This is a genomic window from Pseudomonas sp. DCB_AW, assembly GCF_026240895.1.
Taxonomy (GTDB): Bacteria; Pseudomonadota; Gammaproteobacteria; order Pseudomonadales; family Pseudomonadaceae; genus Aquipseudomonas; species Aquipseudomonas kermanshahensis.
On the sequence record NZ_JAPFCE010000009.1, the window covers coordinates 16,609 to 34,683 of the forward strand.

At 64.3% G+C, this 18,075-nt stretch carries 11 protein-coding genes; 8 read left to right on the top strand and 3 right to left on the bottom strand.

The window, feature by feature from the left end; all coding sequences use genetic code 11:
* Positions 1–326 precede the first annotated feature (326 nt).
* Both aceF and aceE read right to left on the bottom strand, forming a co-directional pair.
* On the bottom strand, positions 327–1,967 hold the full coding sequence (gene aceF / locus OO306_RS08200; RefSeq protein ID WP_085274043.1) for a dihydrolipoyllysine-residue acetyltransferase: 1,641 nt from the start codon (positions 1,965–1,967) through the stop codon (positions 327–329).
* A 13-nt stretch (positions 1,968–1,980) separates the two neighbouring features.
* Positions 1,981–4,626, bottom strand: coding sequence for a pyruvate dehydrogenase (acetyl-transferring), homodimeric type (aceE, locus tag OO306_RS08205; protein WP_027594324.1), 2,646 nt, complete (start codon positions 4,624–4,626; stop codon positions 1,981–1,983).
* A gap of 383 nt (positions 4,627–5,009) precedes the next feature.
* On the opposite strand from aceE, the gene glnE reads away from it, so the two are divergent.
* The 8 genes from glnE to OO306_RS08245 all read left to right on the top strand — a co-directional run bounded on the left by glnE (position 5,010) and on the right by OO306_RS08245 (position 15,077).
* A complete protein-coding gene (glnE, locus tag OO306_RS08210; protein ID WP_265968316.1) occupies positions 5,010–7,943 on the top strand; it encodes a bifunctional [glutamate--ammonia ligase]-adenylyl-L-tyrosine phosphorylase/[glutamate--ammonia-ligase] adenylyltransferase in 2,934 nt (977 codons plus the stop codon).
* A 173-nt stretch (positions 7,944–8,116) separates the two neighbouring features.
* The gene (waaF, locus tag OO306_RS08215) at positions 8,117–9,166 is read left to right on the top strand and encodes a lipopolysaccharide heptosyltransferase II (protein WP_099428136.1); all 1,050 of its coding nucleotides are present in this window, start codon (positions 8,117–8,119) and stop codon (positions 9,164–9,166) included.
* Positions 9,167–10,225, top strand: a complete 1,059-nt coding sequence (gene waaC, locus OO306_RS08220) for a lipopolysaccharide heptosyltransferase I (protein ID WP_265968317.1) — start codon at positions 9,167–9,169, stop codon at positions 10,223–10,225.
* Positions 10,225–11,349: a glycosyltransferase family 4 protein gene (locus OO306_RS08225; protein ID WP_099428137.1), complete on the top strand. Its 1,125-nt coding sequence runs from the start codon at positions 10,225–10,227 to the stop codon at positions 11,347–11,349. The genes waaC and OO306_RS08225 overlap by 1 nt, the downstream gene beginning before the upstream one ends.
* The gene (gene rfaP / locus OO306_RS08230; protein ID WP_085274046.1) at positions 11,346–12,152 is read left to right on the top strand and encodes a lipopolysaccharide core heptose(I) kinase RfaP; all 807 of its coding nucleotides are present in this window, start codon (positions 11,346–11,348) and stop codon (positions 12,150–12,152) included. Before OO306_RS08225 ends, rfaP begins: the two co-directional genes overlap by 4 nt.
* Entirely contained in the window at positions 12,152–12,886 is a 735-nt protein-coding gene (locus OO306_RS08235; protein ID WP_027594330.1) for a lipopolysaccharide kinase InaA family protein, read from the top strand. Before rfaP ends, OO306_RS08235 begins: the two co-directional genes overlap by 1 nt.
* The gene (locus OO306_RS08240; RefSeq protein ID WP_085274048.1) at positions 12,883–13,635 is read left to right on the top strand and encodes a lipopolysaccharide kinase InaA family protein; all 753 of its coding nucleotides are present in this window, start codon (positions 12,883–12,885) and stop codon (positions 13,633–13,635) included. The genes OO306_RS08235 and OO306_RS08240 overlap by 4 nt, the downstream gene beginning before the upstream one ends.
* Positions 13,635–15,077 (top strand): lipopolysaccharide kinase InaA family protein, encoded by a 1,443-nt coding sequence (locus tag OO306_RS08245; RefSeq protein ID WP_265968318.1) that lies wholly within the window; start codon positions 13,635–13,637, stop codon positions 15,075–15,077. Before OO306_RS08240 ends, OO306_RS08245 begins: the two co-directional genes overlap by 1 nt.
* Here OO306_RS08245 and OO306_RS08250 read toward each other — a convergent pair.
* The gene (locus tag OO306_RS08250) at positions 15,038–18,052 is read right to left on the bottom strand and encodes a DUF6543 domain-containing protein (RefSeq protein ID WP_265968319.1); all 3,015 of its coding nucleotides are present in this window, start codon (positions 18,050–18,052) and stop codon (positions 15,038–15,040) included. The two genes, OO306_RS08245 and OO306_RS08250, sit on opposite strands and share 40 nt — an antisense overlap.
* Positions 18,053–18,075: the final 23 nt, after the last annotated feature.

Sequence of the window (18,075 nt, forward strand, 5' to 3'; positions counted from 1 at the left end):
CGGCGGCGTATCTGGCAAGGTTGCATCATGTCCCGAGGGCTGGCAAGCGGCCATGTGTGATGCTGTGTACGGGTTATCGGCAGAGGTACCACAAACTATAGGCGCACCCCTTGTAGGAGCAGCCTTGTGCTGCGAAGAGGCCCTGCCAGGCGCTGGAAATGTTGGCGGTGGTACCGGCCCTTTCGCAGCACAAGGCTGCTCCTACAAAAAAACCGGTGAGGTGTGAGCCGCAGGCAAAAAAAAGCCCCGCCAAATGACGGGGTTGAGGTACGAGCGTGGCAGCTCGAAAAGGGTACTGCCCCTCTTGCGAGGGGCAGCGTGCCGCCTTACAGCAGCAGGGTGCGGATATCCGCCAGCACGTCGCCCAGGCGCTTGGTGAAGCGCGCGGCGGCAGCGCCGTTGATCACACGGTGATCGTAGGACAGCGACAGCGGCAGCATCAGCTTCGGCTGGAAGGCTTTGCCATCCCAGACTGGCTGCATGGTTGCCTTCGAAACGCCCAGGATCGCCACCTCAGGCGCGTTGACGATCGGCGTGAAGCCGGTGCCGCCAATGTGGCCGAGGCTGGAGATGGTGAAGCAGGCGCCTTGCATGTCGTCGGCCGACAGCTTTTTGGTGCGCGCTTTCTCGGCCAGTGCAGCGGCTTCGGCAGCCAGTTGCAGCAGGCTCTTCTGGTCGACGTTCTTGATCACAGGGACCAGCAGGCCATCCGGGGTGTCCACGGCAAAGCCGATGTTCACGTACTTCTTGCGGATGATCGCCTTGCCGCTTGGCGCCAGCGAGCTGTTGAAGTCTGGCATTTCCTTGAGCAGGAATGCGCTGGCCTTGAGCAGCAATGGCAGCACGGTCAGCTTGACGCCAGCCTTCTCGGCCACAGCCTTCTGCGCCACGCGGAAGGCTTCCAGCTCGGTGATGTCGGCGGAGTCGAACTGGGTCACGTGCGGCACGTTCAGCCAGCTGCGGTGCAGGTTGGCGGCACCGACCTGCATCAGGCGGGTCAGGGCCACTTCTTCCACTTCACCGAACTTGCTGAAGTCCACGGCAGGGATTGGCGGGATGCCAGCGCCGCCGGTTGCGCCGGCGGCTGCCGGGGCTTCCTTGGCCTTCTGCATCATCGCTTTGACGTAAACCTGCACGTCTTCTTTCAGGATGCGGCCATGCGGGCCGGTGGCCGCGACAGCGCCCAACTCGACACCGAATTCACGGGCCAGCTGACGAACGGCTGGGCCAGCGTGAACCTTGGCGTTGTTGCCAGCAGCCGGCGCGGTAGCGACCGGAGCAGGGGCAGCAGCCGGGGCGGCAGCGGCAGGTGCGGCAGCAGGCGCAGCCTCAGCCTTGGCCGGTGCAGCGGCGGCCGGAGCCGGTGCGGCAGCCGGCGCTGCGCCAGCAACCTTCAGCTTGAAGATCAGGTCGCCAGTGCCAACTTCATCTTCCAGCTTGCACAGCACTTCTTCGACCACGCCAGCAGCAGGCGATGGGATCTCCATGGAGGCCTTGTCGGACTCCAGGGTGATCAGCGACTGGTCGGCTTCGACGGTATCGCCGACCTTGACCAGTACTTCGATGATCTTGGCCTTGCCCGACGAGCCGATGTCCGGCACGTGGATGTCTTGCACGCTGGCGGCAGCCGGGGCTGCAGCAGGCGCAGGCGCGGCTTCGGCGGCCGGCTTTTCAGCGGCGGCCGGCGCAGCGGCAGGGGCAGGTGCGGCGGCTGGCGCCTCGGACGCCGCAGCGCCCTCGGCTTCCAGCACCAGCAGCTCGTCGCCTTCTTTCAGGCGATCGCCCAGCTTGACCTTCAGCTCTTTGATCACGCCGGCCTTAGGGGCCGGGATCTCCATGGAGGCCTTGTCGGACTCCAGGGTCAGCAGGCTCTGGTCAGCCTCGATACGGTCACCGACCTTGACGAACAGCTCGATGATTTCACCTTCACCGCTGCCGATGTCAGGTACGCGAATGAGTTCGCTCACTTAAAAATACTCCTCAGCAGTCCAGTGGGTTGCGCTTGTCCGGATCGATGCCGAACTTGACGATAGCGTCAGCCACCACTTTCGGTTCGATCTCGCCACGGTCAGCCAAGGCTTCCAGGGCAGCCAGCACCACGAAGTGGCGGTCAACTTCGAAGAAGTGACGCAGCTTCTTGCGGCTGTCGCTGCGACCGTAACCGTCGGTACCCAGGACTTTGAACTCTTTGCTCGGCACCCACTGGCGAATCTGTTCGGCGAACAGCTTCATGTAGTCGGTGGAGGCGATGACCGGGCCTTTGCGACCGTTCAGGCACTCTTCGACGTAAGTCAGCTGAGGCTTCTGGCCAGGCTTGAGGCGGTTGGCGCGTTCCACGGCCAGGCCGTCGCGACGCAGTTCGTTGAAGCTGGTGACGCTCCACACGTCGGCACCGACGTTGAACTCTTCACGCAGGATCTTCGCTGCTTCGCGGACTTCGCGCAGGATGGTGCCGGAGCCCATCAGCTGAACGTGGTGCGCGGCTTCGCGGGTGTCTTCTTCCAGCAGGTACATACCCTTGATGATGCCTTCCTCAACACCGGCCGGCATGGCTGGCTGCTGGTAGGATTCGTTCATCACGGTGATGTAGTAGAAGATGTCCTGTTGCTCTTCGGTCATCTTCTTCATGCCGTCCTGGATGATCACCGCCAGCTCGTAGCCGTAGGTCGGATCATAGGTGCGGCAGTTCGGGATGGTGCCCGCCATCATGTGGCTGTGACCGTCTTCGTGCTGCAGGCCTTCACCGTTGAGGGTGGTACGGCCGGCGGTACCGCCGATCAGGAAGCCACGGGTGCGGCTGTCGCCAGCGGCCCAGGCCAGGTCGCCGATACGCTGGAAGCCGAACATCGAGTAGAAGATGTAGAACGGCAGCATCGGCTGGTTGTGGCAGCTGTACGAGGTACCGGCAGCGATGAACGACGACATGGCGCCGGCTTCGTTGATGCCTTCCTCGAGAATCTGGCCCTTCTTGTCTTCGCGGTAGAACATCACCTGGTCTTTATCGACTGGCTCGTAGAGCTGGCCGACGGACGAGTAGATGCCCAACTGGCGGAACATGCCTTCCATACCGAAGGTACGGGCTTCGTCCGGGATGATCGGGACGATGCGCTGGCCGATTTCCTTGTCCTTGACCAGCTGCGCCAGGATGCGCACGAAGGCCATGGTGGTGGAGATTTCGCGGTCGCCCGAGCCGTCCAGGATCGCTTTCAGCGTTTCCAGGGATGGGGTCGGCACGCTGAAGCTCTTGGCGCGACGTTGCGGCACGAAGCCACCCAGGGCAGCGCGGCGCTCGGCCAGGTACTTGGCTTCGGCAGAACCTTCTTCCGGCTTGAAGAACGGCAGGTTCTCAAGGTCGGCATCCTTGACCGGGATGTCGAAGCGGTCACGGAAGTGACGCAGGCTGTCGACGTCGACCTTCTTGGTGTTGTGCGCGGTGTTCTTGGCTTCGCCTGCACCGGTGCCGTAACCCTTGATGGTCTTGGCCAGGATGACAGTCGGCTGCTCTTTGTGGTTCACCGCCTGGTGATAAGCCGCGTAGACCTTGTACGGGTCGTGGCCGCCACGGTTGAGCTTCCAGATCTCTTCGTCGGACAGGTCTTCGACCATGGCCTTGAGCTCTGGGGTGTTGAAGAAGTTCTCACGCACGTACGCGCCGTCTTTGGCTTTGTAGTTCTGGTACTCGCCGTCGATGACTTCGTCCATGCGGCGCTGCAGGGCACCGTTGGTGTCCTTGGCCAGCAGTGGGTCCCAGAAGCGGCCCCAGACGACTTTGTTGACGTTCCAGCCACCGCCACGGAACACGCCTTCGAGTTCCTGGATGATCTTGCCGTTGCCGCGAACCGGGCCGTCGAGGCGCTGCAGGTTGCAGTTGATGACGAAGATCAGGTTGTCCAGCTTCTCGCGGCCAGCCAGGGCGATTGCGCCCAGGGATTCCGGCTCGTCGCACTCGCCGTCGCCCATGAAGCACCAGACCTTCTGCTTGCCGGCCGGGATGAAGCCACGGGCTTCCAGGTACTTCATGAAGCGCGCCTGGTAGATCGCCTGGATCGGGCCCAGACCCATCGAAACGGTCGGGAACTGCCAGAAGTCAGGCATCAGCCATGGGTGCGGGTACGAAGACAGGCCGTTGCCGTCCACTTCCTGACGGAAGTTGTTCATCTGGTCTTCGCTGATGCGGCCTTCCATGAAGGCACGGGCGTAAACGCCTGGCGAAGCGTGGCCCTGGAAGAACACCAGGTCGCCGCCGTGTTCTTCGGTCGGGGCCTGGAAGAAGTAGTTGAAGCCGATGTCGTACAGGGTGGCACTGGAGGCGAAGCTGGAGATGTGGCCGCCCAGGTCCGAGTCCTTCAGGTTGGTGCGCATCACCATGGCCAGCGCGTTCCAACGCACCAACGAGCGAATGCGGCGTTCCATGAACAGGTCGCCAGGCATGCGTGCTTCGTGGGTGACAGGGATGGTGTTGCGGTATGGCGTGGTGATCGCATACGGCAGCTGGGAGCCACTGCGGGTGGCCAGCTCGCCCATACGGGTCATCAGGTAATGAGCGCGGTCTTCGCCTTCTTTGTCGAGGACCGACTCCAGGGCATCCAGCCATTCCTGGGTTTCGATTGGATCGAGGTCTTGCATGGCTTGCTCCAGGGCGGAAAGGCAACCAGAATCGATTGCCTGAGTTTGCGACTGGCCTTATGGGCAGACGTCGTGAATTCTTGGATTACCGGAGTGTGATCCGGCGCCGTGTAGTTTTACTACAAATGCATTCGCATTTCATGCTTTTAGACAGTCGGGGTAGTAGTAAAACTACACAAATGCGGCTTTTGGTCGCACCCCGGCTTGTGGGGAAAAACGTTCATGTTGGTTGGCGATGTGTCGCGAACGGGTGATTCTTGATGTTTTTTGCCAGTGATTGCTTTTTTTCAGCTATTTCCAACTTTTGTATGACAGTCCAACCGTGGTCCGCCTTCCATTTGGCCGCCTTTACCCCTCTCTTTCACGCCGATCAAGGATAGTCCATGCGCCTGCCTTTGCCGCTCGATCTGCCCGCCACCCTGCAACCGCTGGTCGCTCGTAATCAGCAGTTCCTCAGCGAAGCTGTGGCTGGCCACCCCGAACTCGACCTGAACGGTTGCAGCCCGGCCCATCTGCAACAGTTCGACCAGGTTGCTGCCGCCAGCGACTTCGTCCTTGGCCTGGCCCAGCGCGAACCGGCCATGCTGCTCGCCCTGATGGCCAGTGGTGAACTGGACCGCCGCTATGCGCCCGGCGAGTTGCGCGGGCAGATCGGGGCGGTGGCCCAGGCAGCGCAAAGCGAAGACGAGCTGGCGCGTAACCTGCGGCGCGAGCGCAATCGCCAGCAGTTGCGCATCATCTGGCGCGACATTACGCGCCAGGCCGAGCTGGGCGAAACCTGCCGTGACCTGTCCGACCTTGCCGATGCCGCCATCGACGAAGCGTATCAATGGCTGTACCCGCGCCATTGCCAGCAGTTCGGCACGCCCATCGGCCACCGCAGCGGCCTGGCGCAGCACATGGTGGTGCTGGGCATGGGCAAGCTGGGGGCGGTGGAGCTGAACCTGTCGTCGGACATCGACCTGATCTTCGCCTTCCCCGAGGGCGGCGAGACCGAAGGGGTGAAGCGCTCGCTGGACAACCAGGAGTTCTTCACCCGCCTGGGCCAGCGCCTGATCAAGGCCCTGGACCCGGTCACCGTCGACGGTTTCGTGTTCCGCGTCGACATGCGCTTGCGCCCTTACGGTTCGGCCGGTTCGCTGGTGCTGAGCTTCAATGCCCTGGAGCAGTACTACCAGGACCAGGGCCGCGACTGGGAACGCTACGCCATGATCAAGGCGCGGGTGGTGGCCGGTGATCAGGCGGCAGGCGCTCAGTTGCAAGAGATGCTGCGCCCGTTCGTCTACCGCCGTTACCTGGACTTCTCGGCCATCGAAGCCCTGCGCACCATGAAGCAGCTGATTCAGCAGGAGGTGCGGCGCAAGGGCATGTCCGAGAACATCAAGCTGGGTGCTGGCGGCATCCGCGAGGTGGAGTTCATCGCCCAGGCCTTCCAGCTGATCCATGGCGGGCGAGACCTGAGCCTGCAGCAACGGCCCTTGCTCAAGGTGCTGGCGACCCTCGAGGGGCAAGGTTACCTACCACCCGCGGTGGTGGCCGAGTTGCGCGAAGGCTACGAATTCCTGCGTTATACCGAGCACGCTATCCAGGCCATCGCCGACCGCCAGACGCAGATGCTGCCGGACAACGAAACCGACCAGGCGCGGGTCGCCTACATCCTCGGCTTCGCCGACTGGCAGGGCTTCCATGACCAATTGATGTACTGGCGCGGCCGGGTCGATTGGCACTTCCGCCAAGTGATCGCCGACCCCGATGATGAGGACGGCGAGGGCGAACTGGTGGTCGGTGGCGAATGGTCGCCGCTGTGGGAGCAGGCGCAGGATGAAGACGCCGCCTGTCGTCAGCTTGAGGAAGCCGGGTTCAAACAACCCGCCGATGCCTTGCGTCGCCTCGCCGGGTTGCGGGGCAGCCCGCAATTGCGCTCGATGCAGCGCATTGGGCGCGAACGATTGGACGCCTTTATTCCAAGGCTCTTGGCCCAGGCCGTGGAGCACCAAGACCCTGACCTGGTGCTTGAACGCGTGCTGCCGCTGGTCGAAGCGGTTGCGCGGCGGTCGGCCTACTTGGTGCTGCTCACCGAAAACCCGGGTGCCTTGCGCCGCCTGTTGACCCTGTGCGCGGCCAGCCCCTGGATCGCCGAGCAGATTGCCCGCTACCCGTTGCTGCTCGATGAGTTGCTCAACGAAGGCCGGCTGTTCAGCCCGCCATTGGCGCCGGAGCTGGCCAGCGAACTGCGCGAGCGTTTGACGCGCATCCCCGAAGACGACCTGGAACAGCAGATGGAGGCGCTGCGCCACTTCAAGCTGGCCCACAGCCTGCGTGTGGCGGCCTCGGAAATCAGTGGCAACCTGCCGTTGATGAAAGTCAGCGATTACCTGACCTGGCTGGCCGAAGCCATCCTCGACCAGGTGCTGGCCCTGGCCTGGCGCCAGACCGTAGCCCGCCACGGCCAGCCCAAGCGCAGCGACGGCAGCCTGTGCGACCCGGGCTTCATCATCATTGGTTATGGCAAGGTCGGTGGGCTTGAACTGGGCCATGGCTCGGACCTGGACCTGGTGTTCATTCACGATGGCGACCCCCAGGCCGAAACCGATGGCGCCAAGCCGATCGACAGCGCGCAGTTCTTTACCCGCCTGGGCCAGCGCATCATCCACTTGCTGACCACCCAGACCAACTCTGGCCAGCTGTATGACGTGGACATGCGCCTGCGCCCGTCCGGCGCTTCGGGGCTGTTGGTCAGCTCGCTCGGTGCCTTCGAGCGCTATCAACAGAACGAGGCCTGGACCTGGGAGCACCAGGCCTTGGTGCGTGCGCGTGTGCTGGTCGGCTGCAAACAGGTGGGCGCGGCGTTCGAAGGCGTACGCGCCAACGTCCTGGGCCAACCCCGTGACCTTGAAACGTTGCGCACCGAAGTCAGTGAGATGCGCGCCAAGATGCGCGGCAATCTCGGCACCAAGGCCACGGCTGCCGGCACCGCAGCCAATGCCTTCGAGGCCGGTGTACCCTTCGATATCAAGCAGGATGCCGGCGGTATCGTCGATATCGAATTTATGGTGCAATACGCGGCTTTGGCCTGGTCCCACGACCACACGGCCATACTCCGATGGACCGATAACATCCGCATTCTGGAAGAGCTGGAGCAGGCAGGTTTGATGCCGGCCAGTGACGCGGTGCTGTTGCGTGAAGTGTACAAGGCGTTCCGTTCTGCCTCGCACCGCCAGGCCCTGCAGAAGCAGGCCGGGGTGATCGATGCGGCGCAGTTTGCCGATGAACGCCGCGAGGTGCGGCGGATCTGGGGCGAGCTGGGTTTGACTTGATACCGCTGAGGCCCCTGTAGGAGCGGCCTTGTGCCGCGAAGGGCTGCAAAGCAGCCCCAAAGGTCCATGCCCCACCACCGGTGTTACACTGTCCGCCACATAGCCTGAATATAAAGAGGGGAGGCCAGGCTGTACCGCAGCCTGTAGCCTCCCCGAGCGTTTCTGGACTAAGCATGAGAATACTGATCATTGGCCCCAGCTGGGTCGGCGACATGGTAATGGCGCAGACCTTGTTCCAGTGCCTGAAACAGCAGCACCCCGACTGCGTGATCGACGTGTTGGCGCCCGAGTGGAGCCGGCCGATCCTCGAACGCATGCCCGAGGTGCGCCAAGCGTTGAGCTTCCCGCTCGGCCACGGTGTGCTGGAACTGGCCACCCGACGTCGCATCGGCAAGTCCCTGGCCGGCCAGTACGACCAGGCAATCCTGCTGCCCAACTCGATGAAATCGGCGTTGGTGCCGTTCTTTGCCGGTATTCCCAAACGCACCGGCTGGCGCGGCGAGATGCGCTTCGGCCTGCTCAACGACGTGCGCAAGCTGGACAAGGCACGCTACCCGTTGATGATCGAGCGCTTCATGGCCCTGGCCTACGCGCCGGGCGTAGAGCTGCCACAGCCTTACCCACGCCCCAGCCTGCAGATCGAACCGCAGAGCCGCGACGCCGCCCTGGCCAAGTTCGGCCTGGCACTCGACCGCCCGGTGCTGGCGCTGTGCCCCGGTGCCGAGTTTGGCGAGGCCAAACGCTGGCCGGCCGAGCACTACGCCGCCGTGGCCGAGGCGATGATCCGCCAGGGCTGGCAGGTGTGGTTGTTCGGTTCGAAAAGCGATCACCCCGTCGGTGAGCAGATCCGCGACCGGCTGATCCCGGGCTTGCGTGAAGAATCCTACAACTTGGCCGGCGAAACCTCGCTGGCCGAGGCCATCGACCTGATGTCTTGCGCCGATTCCGTGGTGTCCAACGACTCCGGGCTGATGCACGTGGCTGCCGCGCTGAATCGCCCGCTGGTCGCCGTGTATGGCTCGACCTCGCCGGGCTTCACGCCGCCGCTGGCCGAGCAGGTGGAAGTGGTGCGCACCGGCATCGAATGCAGCCCATGCTTCGACCGCACCTGCCGCTTCGGCCACTACAACTGCCTGCGCCTGCTCGACCCGCAGCAAGTCATCGCCGCCTTGCACAGCCTGGGCGGTCCGAACCTGATCGATACCGTGGCCGAGGTCGACTAAGTGCGGGTACTGATCATCAAGACATCGTCGCTGGGGGATGTGATCCACACCCTGCCGGCGATCACCGATGCCGCCCACGCGATACCGGGCATTCGTTTCGACTGGGTGGTGGAAGAAGGCTTTGCCGAGATCCCCAGCTGGCACCCGGCGGTCGACCAGGTGATCCCGGTGGCGATCCGTCGCTGGCGCAAGAACATCTGGCAGACCCTCAAGAGCGGCGAGTGGAAGGCGTTCAAGCAGCGCGTTCGCGCGCGCAAGTACGACCTGGTGATCGATGCCCAGGGCCTGGTCAAGTCGGCCTGGCTGACCCGCTACATCAAGGCACCGGTGGCCGGGTTGGACCGCTACTCGGCGCGCGAAGGCCTGGCCAGCCGTTTTTATGACCGGCGCCTGTCGGTCGCCACGGGCCAGCACGCGGTCGAGCGTGTGCGCCAGCTGTTCGCCCTGGCCCTGGCCTACGACTTGCCGGAAGGCATCGGCAACTACGGCCTGGACCTCGATCGCCTGCAATTGCCGCCCGCCGCGCCCTACGTGGTGTTCCTGCACGGCACCACCTGGGCCACCAAGCATTGGCCCGAGGCTTACTGGCGTGAGCTGGCCGAGCGCATGGGCCGGCGCAAGCTGCAAGTGCGCCTGCCGTGGGGCAACCCGGCCGAGAAGGCACGTGCCGAACGTATCGCCCAGGGCTTGAATAACTGCCAGGTACTGCCCAAGTTGAACCTTGTCGGCGTTGCCCGCGTGCTGGCGGCGGCCAAGGCCTGCGTGGCGGTGGACACCGGCCTGGGCCATTTGGCTGCGGCGCTGGATGTGCCGACCATTTCACTGTTCGGCCCGACCAACCCGGGCCTGACCGGCGCCTATGGCCGCGCCCAGGTTCACCAGGCCAGCGATTTCCCCTGTGCGCCGTGCCTGCAGAAGAAGTGCACCTACAAGCCGAGCGCCGATGACCTGCGCCGGTTCGATCTCAAACGCGAGTGGCCGCTGTGCTTCACTCGCCTGAATCCCGAGCATGTGGCGAGCCGCTTGAGCGCGCTGCTGCTGGCTGAGGATGTTCGTTGATGCAACTGGCTTTCGTGCTTTACAAATATTTCCCCTTCGGCGGGCTGCAGCGCGATTTCATGCGCATTGCCCTGGAATGCCAGAAGCGGGGCCACCAGATCCGTGTGTACACGCTGATCTGGGAAGGTGACATTCCGCCTGGCTTCGAAGTGCTGGTGGCGCCGGTCAAGGCGCTGTTCAACCACCGCCGCAACGAGAAGCTCAGCGCCTGGATGGAAGCCGACCTGGCCAAGCGCCCGGTCGACCGCCTGATTGGCTTCAACAAGATGCCGGGGCTGGACGTGTACTACGCCGCCGACGGCTGCTTCGAGGACAAGGCCCAGACCCTGCGTGGCGGCCTCTATAAGCGCTGGGGCCGCTACCGGCACTTTGCCGAGTACGAGCGCGCGGTGTTCGCCAAAGACTCGAAAACCGAAGTGCTGATGATCTCGGAGGTGCAGCAGCCGCTGTTCGTCAAACACTACGGCACCCCGGCTGAACGCTTCCACCTGCTGCCGCCGGGCATTTCCCAAGACCGTCGGGCGCCGGCCAACGCCGCCGAGATCCGCGCCGAGTTCCGCCAGGAATTCAACCTGGGCGACGATGACCTGCTGCTGGTGCAGATCGGTTCGGGCTTCAAGACCAAGGGCGTCGACCGCAGCCTCAAGGCCTTGGCCGCGCTGCCGTCGGCCTTGCGCAAGCGCACCCGGTTGATGGTCATCGGCCAGGACGACCCCAAGGTCTTCCAGTTGCAGAGCGCCACCCTCGGCCTGGGCGACCAGGTGCAGTTCCTCAAGGGGCGTAGCGATATCCCACGCTTCCTGCTGGGCGCTGACCTGCTGATCCACCCGGCCTACAACGAAAACACCGGCACCGTGCTGCTCGAAGCACTGGTGGCAGGCCTGCCGGTGCTGGTCTCCAAGGTGTGTGGCTATGCCCATTACATCGCCGAAGCCGACAGCGGCTTAGTGCTGGACGAGCCGTTCGAACAGGAACAGCTCAATGGCTATCTGCAACGCATGCTCGAAGACCCGCAGGCCCGTGCCGACTGGTCGCGCAACGGCCTGGCCTTTGCCGATACGGCCGACCTGTACAGCATGCCGCAGCATGCTGCTGATGTGATCCTGGGGCAGGAGACCGCATGAAGCTGATACTGGCCGAACCCTTCAAGCGCTTGTGGGCCGGGCGTGATGCCTTCGAGGCCGTGGAAGCGCTGCAAGGCGAGGTGTACCGCGAGCTGGAAGGGCGCCGCACGCTGCGCACCGTCGTTGAGGGCGAGGGGTTTTTCGTCAAGATTCACCGCGGCATCGGCTGGGGTGAGATCTTCAAGAACCTGTTCAGCGCCAAGCTGCCGGTGCTCGGTGCCGGCCAGGAATGGCGAGCCATCCAGCGCCTGCACGAGGTCGGCGTGCCGACCATGACCGCCGTCGCCTATGGCGAGCGCGGCAGCAACCCGGCCACTCAGCATTCGTTCATCGTGACCGAAGAACTGGCGCCGACCATCAGCCTGGAAGACTTCAGTATCGACTGGGTCAAGCAGCCGCCCGCGCCACGCCTCAAGCGTGCGCTGATCGCCGAAGTGGCGAAGATGACTGGCGGCATGCACCGCGCCGGGGTCAACCACCGCGACTGCTACATCTGCCACTTCCTGCTGCACACCGATCGCCCGGTGACGCCAGAAGACTTCAAACTGTCGGTCATCGACCTGCACCGTGCCCAGACCCGGGCGACAATCAGCCGCCGCTGGCGTGACAAAGACCTGGCCGCGCTGTACTTCTCGGCGCTGGACATCGGCCTGACCCGGCGCGACAAGCTGCGCTTTTTGCGTGGCTACTTCCAGCGCCCGCTGCGCCAAGTGCTTGCCGACGAGGCCGCGCTGCTCGCCTGGCTCGAACGCAAGGCGCAGAAACTCTATGACCGCAAACAACGCTATGGGGATGCACTCTGATGGCGGGTTGGACACTGGCGCCAGGCTACGAACACCTGGCGGCGGATTTCGGCAGCCTTGACGCAGTCTTCGCCCTGCAGGGCGAACGCCTGACCCGCGACCCGCTCAGCGAAGTGGTGCGCATCGAGCGCGAGGGCGTCAATTACTACGTCAAGCGTTACACCGGGGCGGGCAAGCACATGCGCCGCTACCTCGGCCGGCCGCGCATCAAGGCCGAATGGCAAAACCTCAAGCAGTTCGCCAAGTGGGGCATTCCCACCGCCGAAGTGGTCGCCTGGGGCCTGGAGCGCAAGGGCCTGGCGTTTGGCCGCGGGGCGATGATCACCCGCGAGCTGCCGCGCACCGAAGACCTGTCGGCCTTGGCCGAACGCAAAGACCCGCGCCTGGCAGACCCCGCCTGGGTCGACCACGTCAGCCGCCAGCTGGCGCGCCACACCCGGGTCATGCACGAGCACCGTTTTGCCCACAACGACTTGAAGTGGCGCAACCTGCTGGTCGACGACCAGGGCACGTTGTTCTTCATCGACTGCCCGACCGGCGACTTCTGGCGCGGCTTCATGTGGCGGCACCGGATGATCAAAGACCTGGCGTGCCTGGACAAGGTCGCCAAATACCACCTGTCGGCGACCCAGCGCCTGCGTTTCTACCTGCAATACCGTGGTCGCGACAGGCTCAACGCCCGCGACAAGCAGCGGATTCGCCAAGTGCTGAGCTTTTTCGAGGGAAGGGAATGACCGATTACCTGGCCAGCGCGGACCTCGCGCTGCTCAAACGCCACGGCTTGAACGATTTCGACGCGCTGTGGGCGCTGCAGCTCGATGCCGTGGACGAGCCCAACACCGGGCGTGGGGGCTGGAGCAGCGTGTTCCGCCTGGAACTCGAAGGCAAGGGCTACTACCTCAAGCGCCAGAGCGACTACCTCACCCGTACCTTGCACCGGCCATTCGGCGAGCCAACCTTCGCCCGCGAATTCCGCAACATCAGCCGCTACCAGAAGCTGCACATTCCGGCCTTGCAAGCGGTGTTCTATGGCGAGCGCAAGCAGGCCGGCGAGCACCGGGCGATCCTCATGACCCGTGCCTTGGACGAGTGGGCCGACCTGGACAGCCTGCTGGCTCAGTGGCCGCAGTTGGGCGATGCCGAACGCAACGGCATCCTCGAGGCCTGCGGCCAGTTGGCGCGCACGCTGCACAGTGCTGGCCAGGTGCACGGCTGCTTCTACCCCAAGCACATCTTCCTGCGCCAACGCCGCGAAGGCTGGGATGCCCAACTGATCGACCTGGAAAAAACCCGGCCCCTGCTGTTCGGCATGCGTGACCGGCTCAAGGACCTGGAGCCCCTGTTGCGCCGTGCCCGGGCCTGGAGCGAGGCGGATGTGCGTCACCTGCTGGCAGCCTACCTGGTGCAGCCGGCGGACAGCACACTGGTCGGCACCTGGCTGCAACGCCTGACGCAACGCCGTCGTGAAAAAGAGGCCCGCTGATGCGTTTGTCTGAACTGAAAGAGGCCGGGCGCGCCCCGGCATTGCCCCTTAACGTGAGCCTGGCCGATGCCGCCGGCAGCGCCGAGCTGCAACTGCTGAGCCTGCTGCGCGTGCTGCCCGGCCAGCGCTATGTGGGTGCTGGTGTTTGGCGTGGCACGCCGGTGCTGGCCAAGCTGTTGGTGGGCAGCAATGCTGCCCGGCACTTCCAGCGCGAGCTGCAAGGCGTCAAGTGGCTGGCCGAGCAGGGCCTGACCACGCCCAAACTGCTGGCCGATGGTTTGAAGGAAGGCGACGGCGGCTGGCTGCTGTTCGCGTTTCTGGATGGTGCCGAAAGCCTGGCCGATGCCTGGGCCGCCGTGGAGCACCTGCCGGTACTGGCAGACGAGCAACACGCGGTGTTGGGTGAGGCGCTGACGGCGGTGGCGCAGATGCACGCCAAGGGCTTGTGGCAGGAAGACCTGCACCTGGACAACCTGCTGCGCCATGGCGGCAAGCTGTACCTGATCGACGGCGCGGGCATCAAGGCCGAGACCCCGGGCCAGCAGTTGTCGCGCCCGCGGGTGCTGGAAAACCTCGGCGTGTTCTTCGCCCAATTGCCCAAGCGCCTGGAGCCGTTCATCGAAGAGCTGTTGGTGCATTACCTGTTGGCCAATGCCGAGCACGCGCTGCCACTCGAAGCGCTGCAGAAGCAGGTGGACAAGGTGCGCAACTGGCGCCAGAAGGACTACCTGGAAAAGGCCGGCCGCGAGTGCTCGCTGTTCAGCGTCGAGCGTAGCCTTTCGGGCCTGCGGGCGATTCGCCGCGCTGAGGTGCAGGCCATGCTGCCGGTGCTGGAACACGCTGATGAACTGATCGACAAAGGCCACCTGTACAAGACCGGTGGCGCCGCCAGTGTGGCCCGCATCGAGGTCGATGGCCGCCAACTGGTGCTCAAACGCTACAACATCAAGAACACTGCGCACTGGTTCAAGCGCTTCTGGCGCCCGAGCCGGGCCTGGCACTCGTGGATCGAAGGCCATCGCCTGGAATTTCTCGACATCGCCACGCCACGCCCTCTGGCAGTGCTAGAGGAGCGTGTCATGGGCCTGCGCAGCCGTGCCTACCTGGTCACCGACTATGTCGATGGCCCGGACCTGACCGCGTGCTTCGCGCCCTATGTGGAAAACGGCGAGGCACCTGAAGAGCAGGTCGATGCGCTGGTGAAGGTCATGCAGCAACTGATCCGCGAGCGCATCAGCCATGGCGACTTCAAGGGCCATAACCTGTTCTGGGATAACGGCCAGTGGTCGCTGATCGACCTCGATGCCATGTGCCAGCACGCCACCCAGCTCAGCTTCGCCCCGGCCTATGCCCGTGACCGGGCGCGGCTGCTGCGCAACTGGCCGCGTGACAGTGCCTTGCATCAGCGGCTGGACCGGTTGCTGCCGCGGTTGTCCGAATAAGCAGCCGGCAGCGCCAGCCAGTTGCTGCTGCGGCCGGTCTGGCGCACGCGGATGCGCCATTGCGCATCCTGCCAGCGCAGCACTGCCCACGCGGGCACCGCGCCGCGCAGCGTCTCAGGCAATACCAAGTGGTAGTGAGCGGCGAGCAGATGGCGGCGCACGGGTAACTGGTGGCTGCCCAGTTGCAGGTACAGCGTGGTGTTGTCTTGAAACAGCTGGGCATCGTCTTCGGTGACGGTACCGTGTAACGGGGTGGACAGGCGGCAGTCTTCCAACAGTTGCTGGATACTCGGCAACCCGTCGTACCAGAGCACTGGCGAGTCGACCACCCACCGGCCATCCAGGCAGCGCTTGATCGGCAGCTTCAGGTAGGTGTTCGGCTGGTTCGGGTCGGTGGCGCGCCAGCGTGTGCCGTCGAAGGTGACATTGAAGTAGCGGCCCAGGTTATCCCTCACGTAGTACTGCGACAGGCCGGGGCTCGCCGACTGCTGTTCGTACACGGCCTCGTCGTGCAGCGCATCGATGCGGTAGCGCAGCCTGGCAACGTCAGGGGTCGCTTCGTAATGCCGGGGCAGCGGCACCGGTGGCGGCTTGGGCAGGCCGCGCATGACCCGGCGCATCAGCCCGGAGCCTGCCATGTCGTTGAGCCCCGCCGTGGCGTGGCCGAGTGCTGCGACCGCATGATGGAGCGCACCGTTGTGGTCGGCTCGGTCGAGCGCTTCGAAACCGTCCCAGATGGAAATGCCCATGCGCCCGAATGCCAGTGCGGTCGAGCCCGCCTGCGGCAACACCAGGGTGAGGATATCCAGCACCAGCCTGAGCACATTGACCGAAAACTCCCCCAGCAGCTCTTGGTTGCTGCGGGTCACGGCATTGGCTTGGGCCATCAGGGTGTTGACCTCGGCGCGGTAGAGGGCGTCGTACAGGTTGCCGGTGATGGTCTGCAAACTGATGTGCGAGCCCAGGCGGCCCTGTACCAGCAGTGCCTCCAGGCTTTTTCGGTTGCCCAGCGGCAAGCGTTGCAACACATAGTGGCGCAGCTGCGCATCGCTGCGCACGGCGCGGATCAGCGCCCGGGCGTTGTTGTATTCACGCCAGGGGCGGCGGTCCGGCGCGTCGGGGCTGTAGACCACGATGCGGTAAGAGTGCTCTGGCGAGACAAGTAGCACGACACCTTGCAGGGTTTGCCCCTGGATCAGCATCTGCCGGGCGATCACCTGTTGTTCGTTGCGGTGCGGCCGGTTGTGGCTGTCGGGTGAGTGAATAACGCAGTCGGCCCAGCCATAACCCTGTTCGAGCGTGCTCGGCTGAAAATGCCCGGCATAACGCGCCTTGACCGCTTCGGCGTGCATGCGCGTACGGCTCAGGTGCGCGTAGGCCTGCTGGCGCCAGCGGCCATGGGGCGAATCGAGCAGTTGGGTGCGCAGGTAGGCTTGGTAGCCGCTACCAGCATTCAGGCGCCGTACGATTTGCTTGACCCGCAGTGGCGTCAGGGCTGGCAGCGGCTGGTCGGCGTCGAGGTGCACGCGGGCGGTCAGCCAGTAATCGACGTCGAACCAGGCGATATTGAGCAGTGCCAGCTCATCCAACCGGTAGCGTTGATTGACCAACGCTATGGTGCCGCCGGCTTGTGGGCGGCTGGCCACGGGGATGTAGGCGCTGGTGTCGAGTGGATTGCTGATGGGGCCGACCTGGCGCGCCAGGGTCACGCTGATCGAGATCTGCTCGGGTGCGGTGTCGATGCCGGGGTCTTGCTGCAGAAACTCGCGCAGCCGCTGGCGCACCCAGGCCAGCAGGGTGTGGCGTTGGTTGAACTGCTCCAACGTGAGTATGCCTGGCGCGGCGGCGGCCTTGATGGCCGCCACCTGCTCTTGCATGGCTTGCATGATGTGGGCAACGCCTTGCTGCGAGGTCGAGCGCAACCAGTCGGGCATGTGCTTTTCCAGCAACAGGCCATAGCGGGTGGCTACTGGACCTTGGCTGCCGAGCTCGCGGTGCAGGTTCAGTGCGTTGCCCAGTTGGGCGTCGAGGTGTTCGATATTGCGTTGCAGCCCCTGTGCCCAGGCGGCTTGCCAGGCGGCGGTCAGGCGTTTGCCATGGGCCTCGCGAATGGCCAGGGCCTGCGCCTCGGCGAGGTCCTCGCTGAACCAGTCGTAGCGCAGGCGTTCAGCCCGGTGGGCACGTTGGCGGTCTGCGCTCACCACTAGCAGTCGGGTCAGCGGTTCGCTCTGCACCGGGTCTTCGAGGCGTTCGCATAATTCCACGTGCAAGGCGGCCAGGCTGTCGAACGCTTCGATGCCATGCACGATGCTGCACAAAAGCACCCGTCCGACCGGTTCCTGCGCGTCGAGCAAGCGGCCCTCCGGGCCGTTCTCGGTGAGGATCAGCACGCCTGGCAAGTGGCTGCGCCAGTTGGGCGCCGAGCCCGACAGCAACGGGCGGTACAGCTGCGGGCGGCTGGCGGCGGGCAGGTGCTGGCGTTGCCAGGGTTGTGGGTATTCAAGGCAAGTAGTCAGCAACCGGGCGTGCTCCACAGACAAGGTCTGGTCGTGGCTGCGCAAGCGCATCTCGGTGAGCAGTTGATCGCGGCGCAGGGTGGCCAGGCGTGCTTGCCGGCTCAGTCCATTTTTTTCACGCGCCAGCCAATAGCTGGCCAGGCGCGCATGCAAGCCTTGGCGAAGCGTCGCGCAGCAGCGGTCGATGTGGGCGTTGAAGTCGCTTGGCAGGTTGAGCGGGCGGTCGTCGTGTCGGGCTTGCGCACCGGCCGGTGGCTTGAACGTGCCGCCGTCGAACAGGTGAAAGCCGACCAGGTCCAGCAGGCGGAAGCGCTCGAAGTACAAGGTCCGGGCGGTGATCGCTGGGTTGGTGAACAGGGTGTTCAGGGCTTGGTCGAGGCTGTGTTCCACACCCGGCAAGGGGGGCAATAGTGCGTCGAGTTGGCTATCCAGCGACTGGAGGCGCAGCAGCGGTGTCATGGCCTATCTCCTGGTGAAAGAGG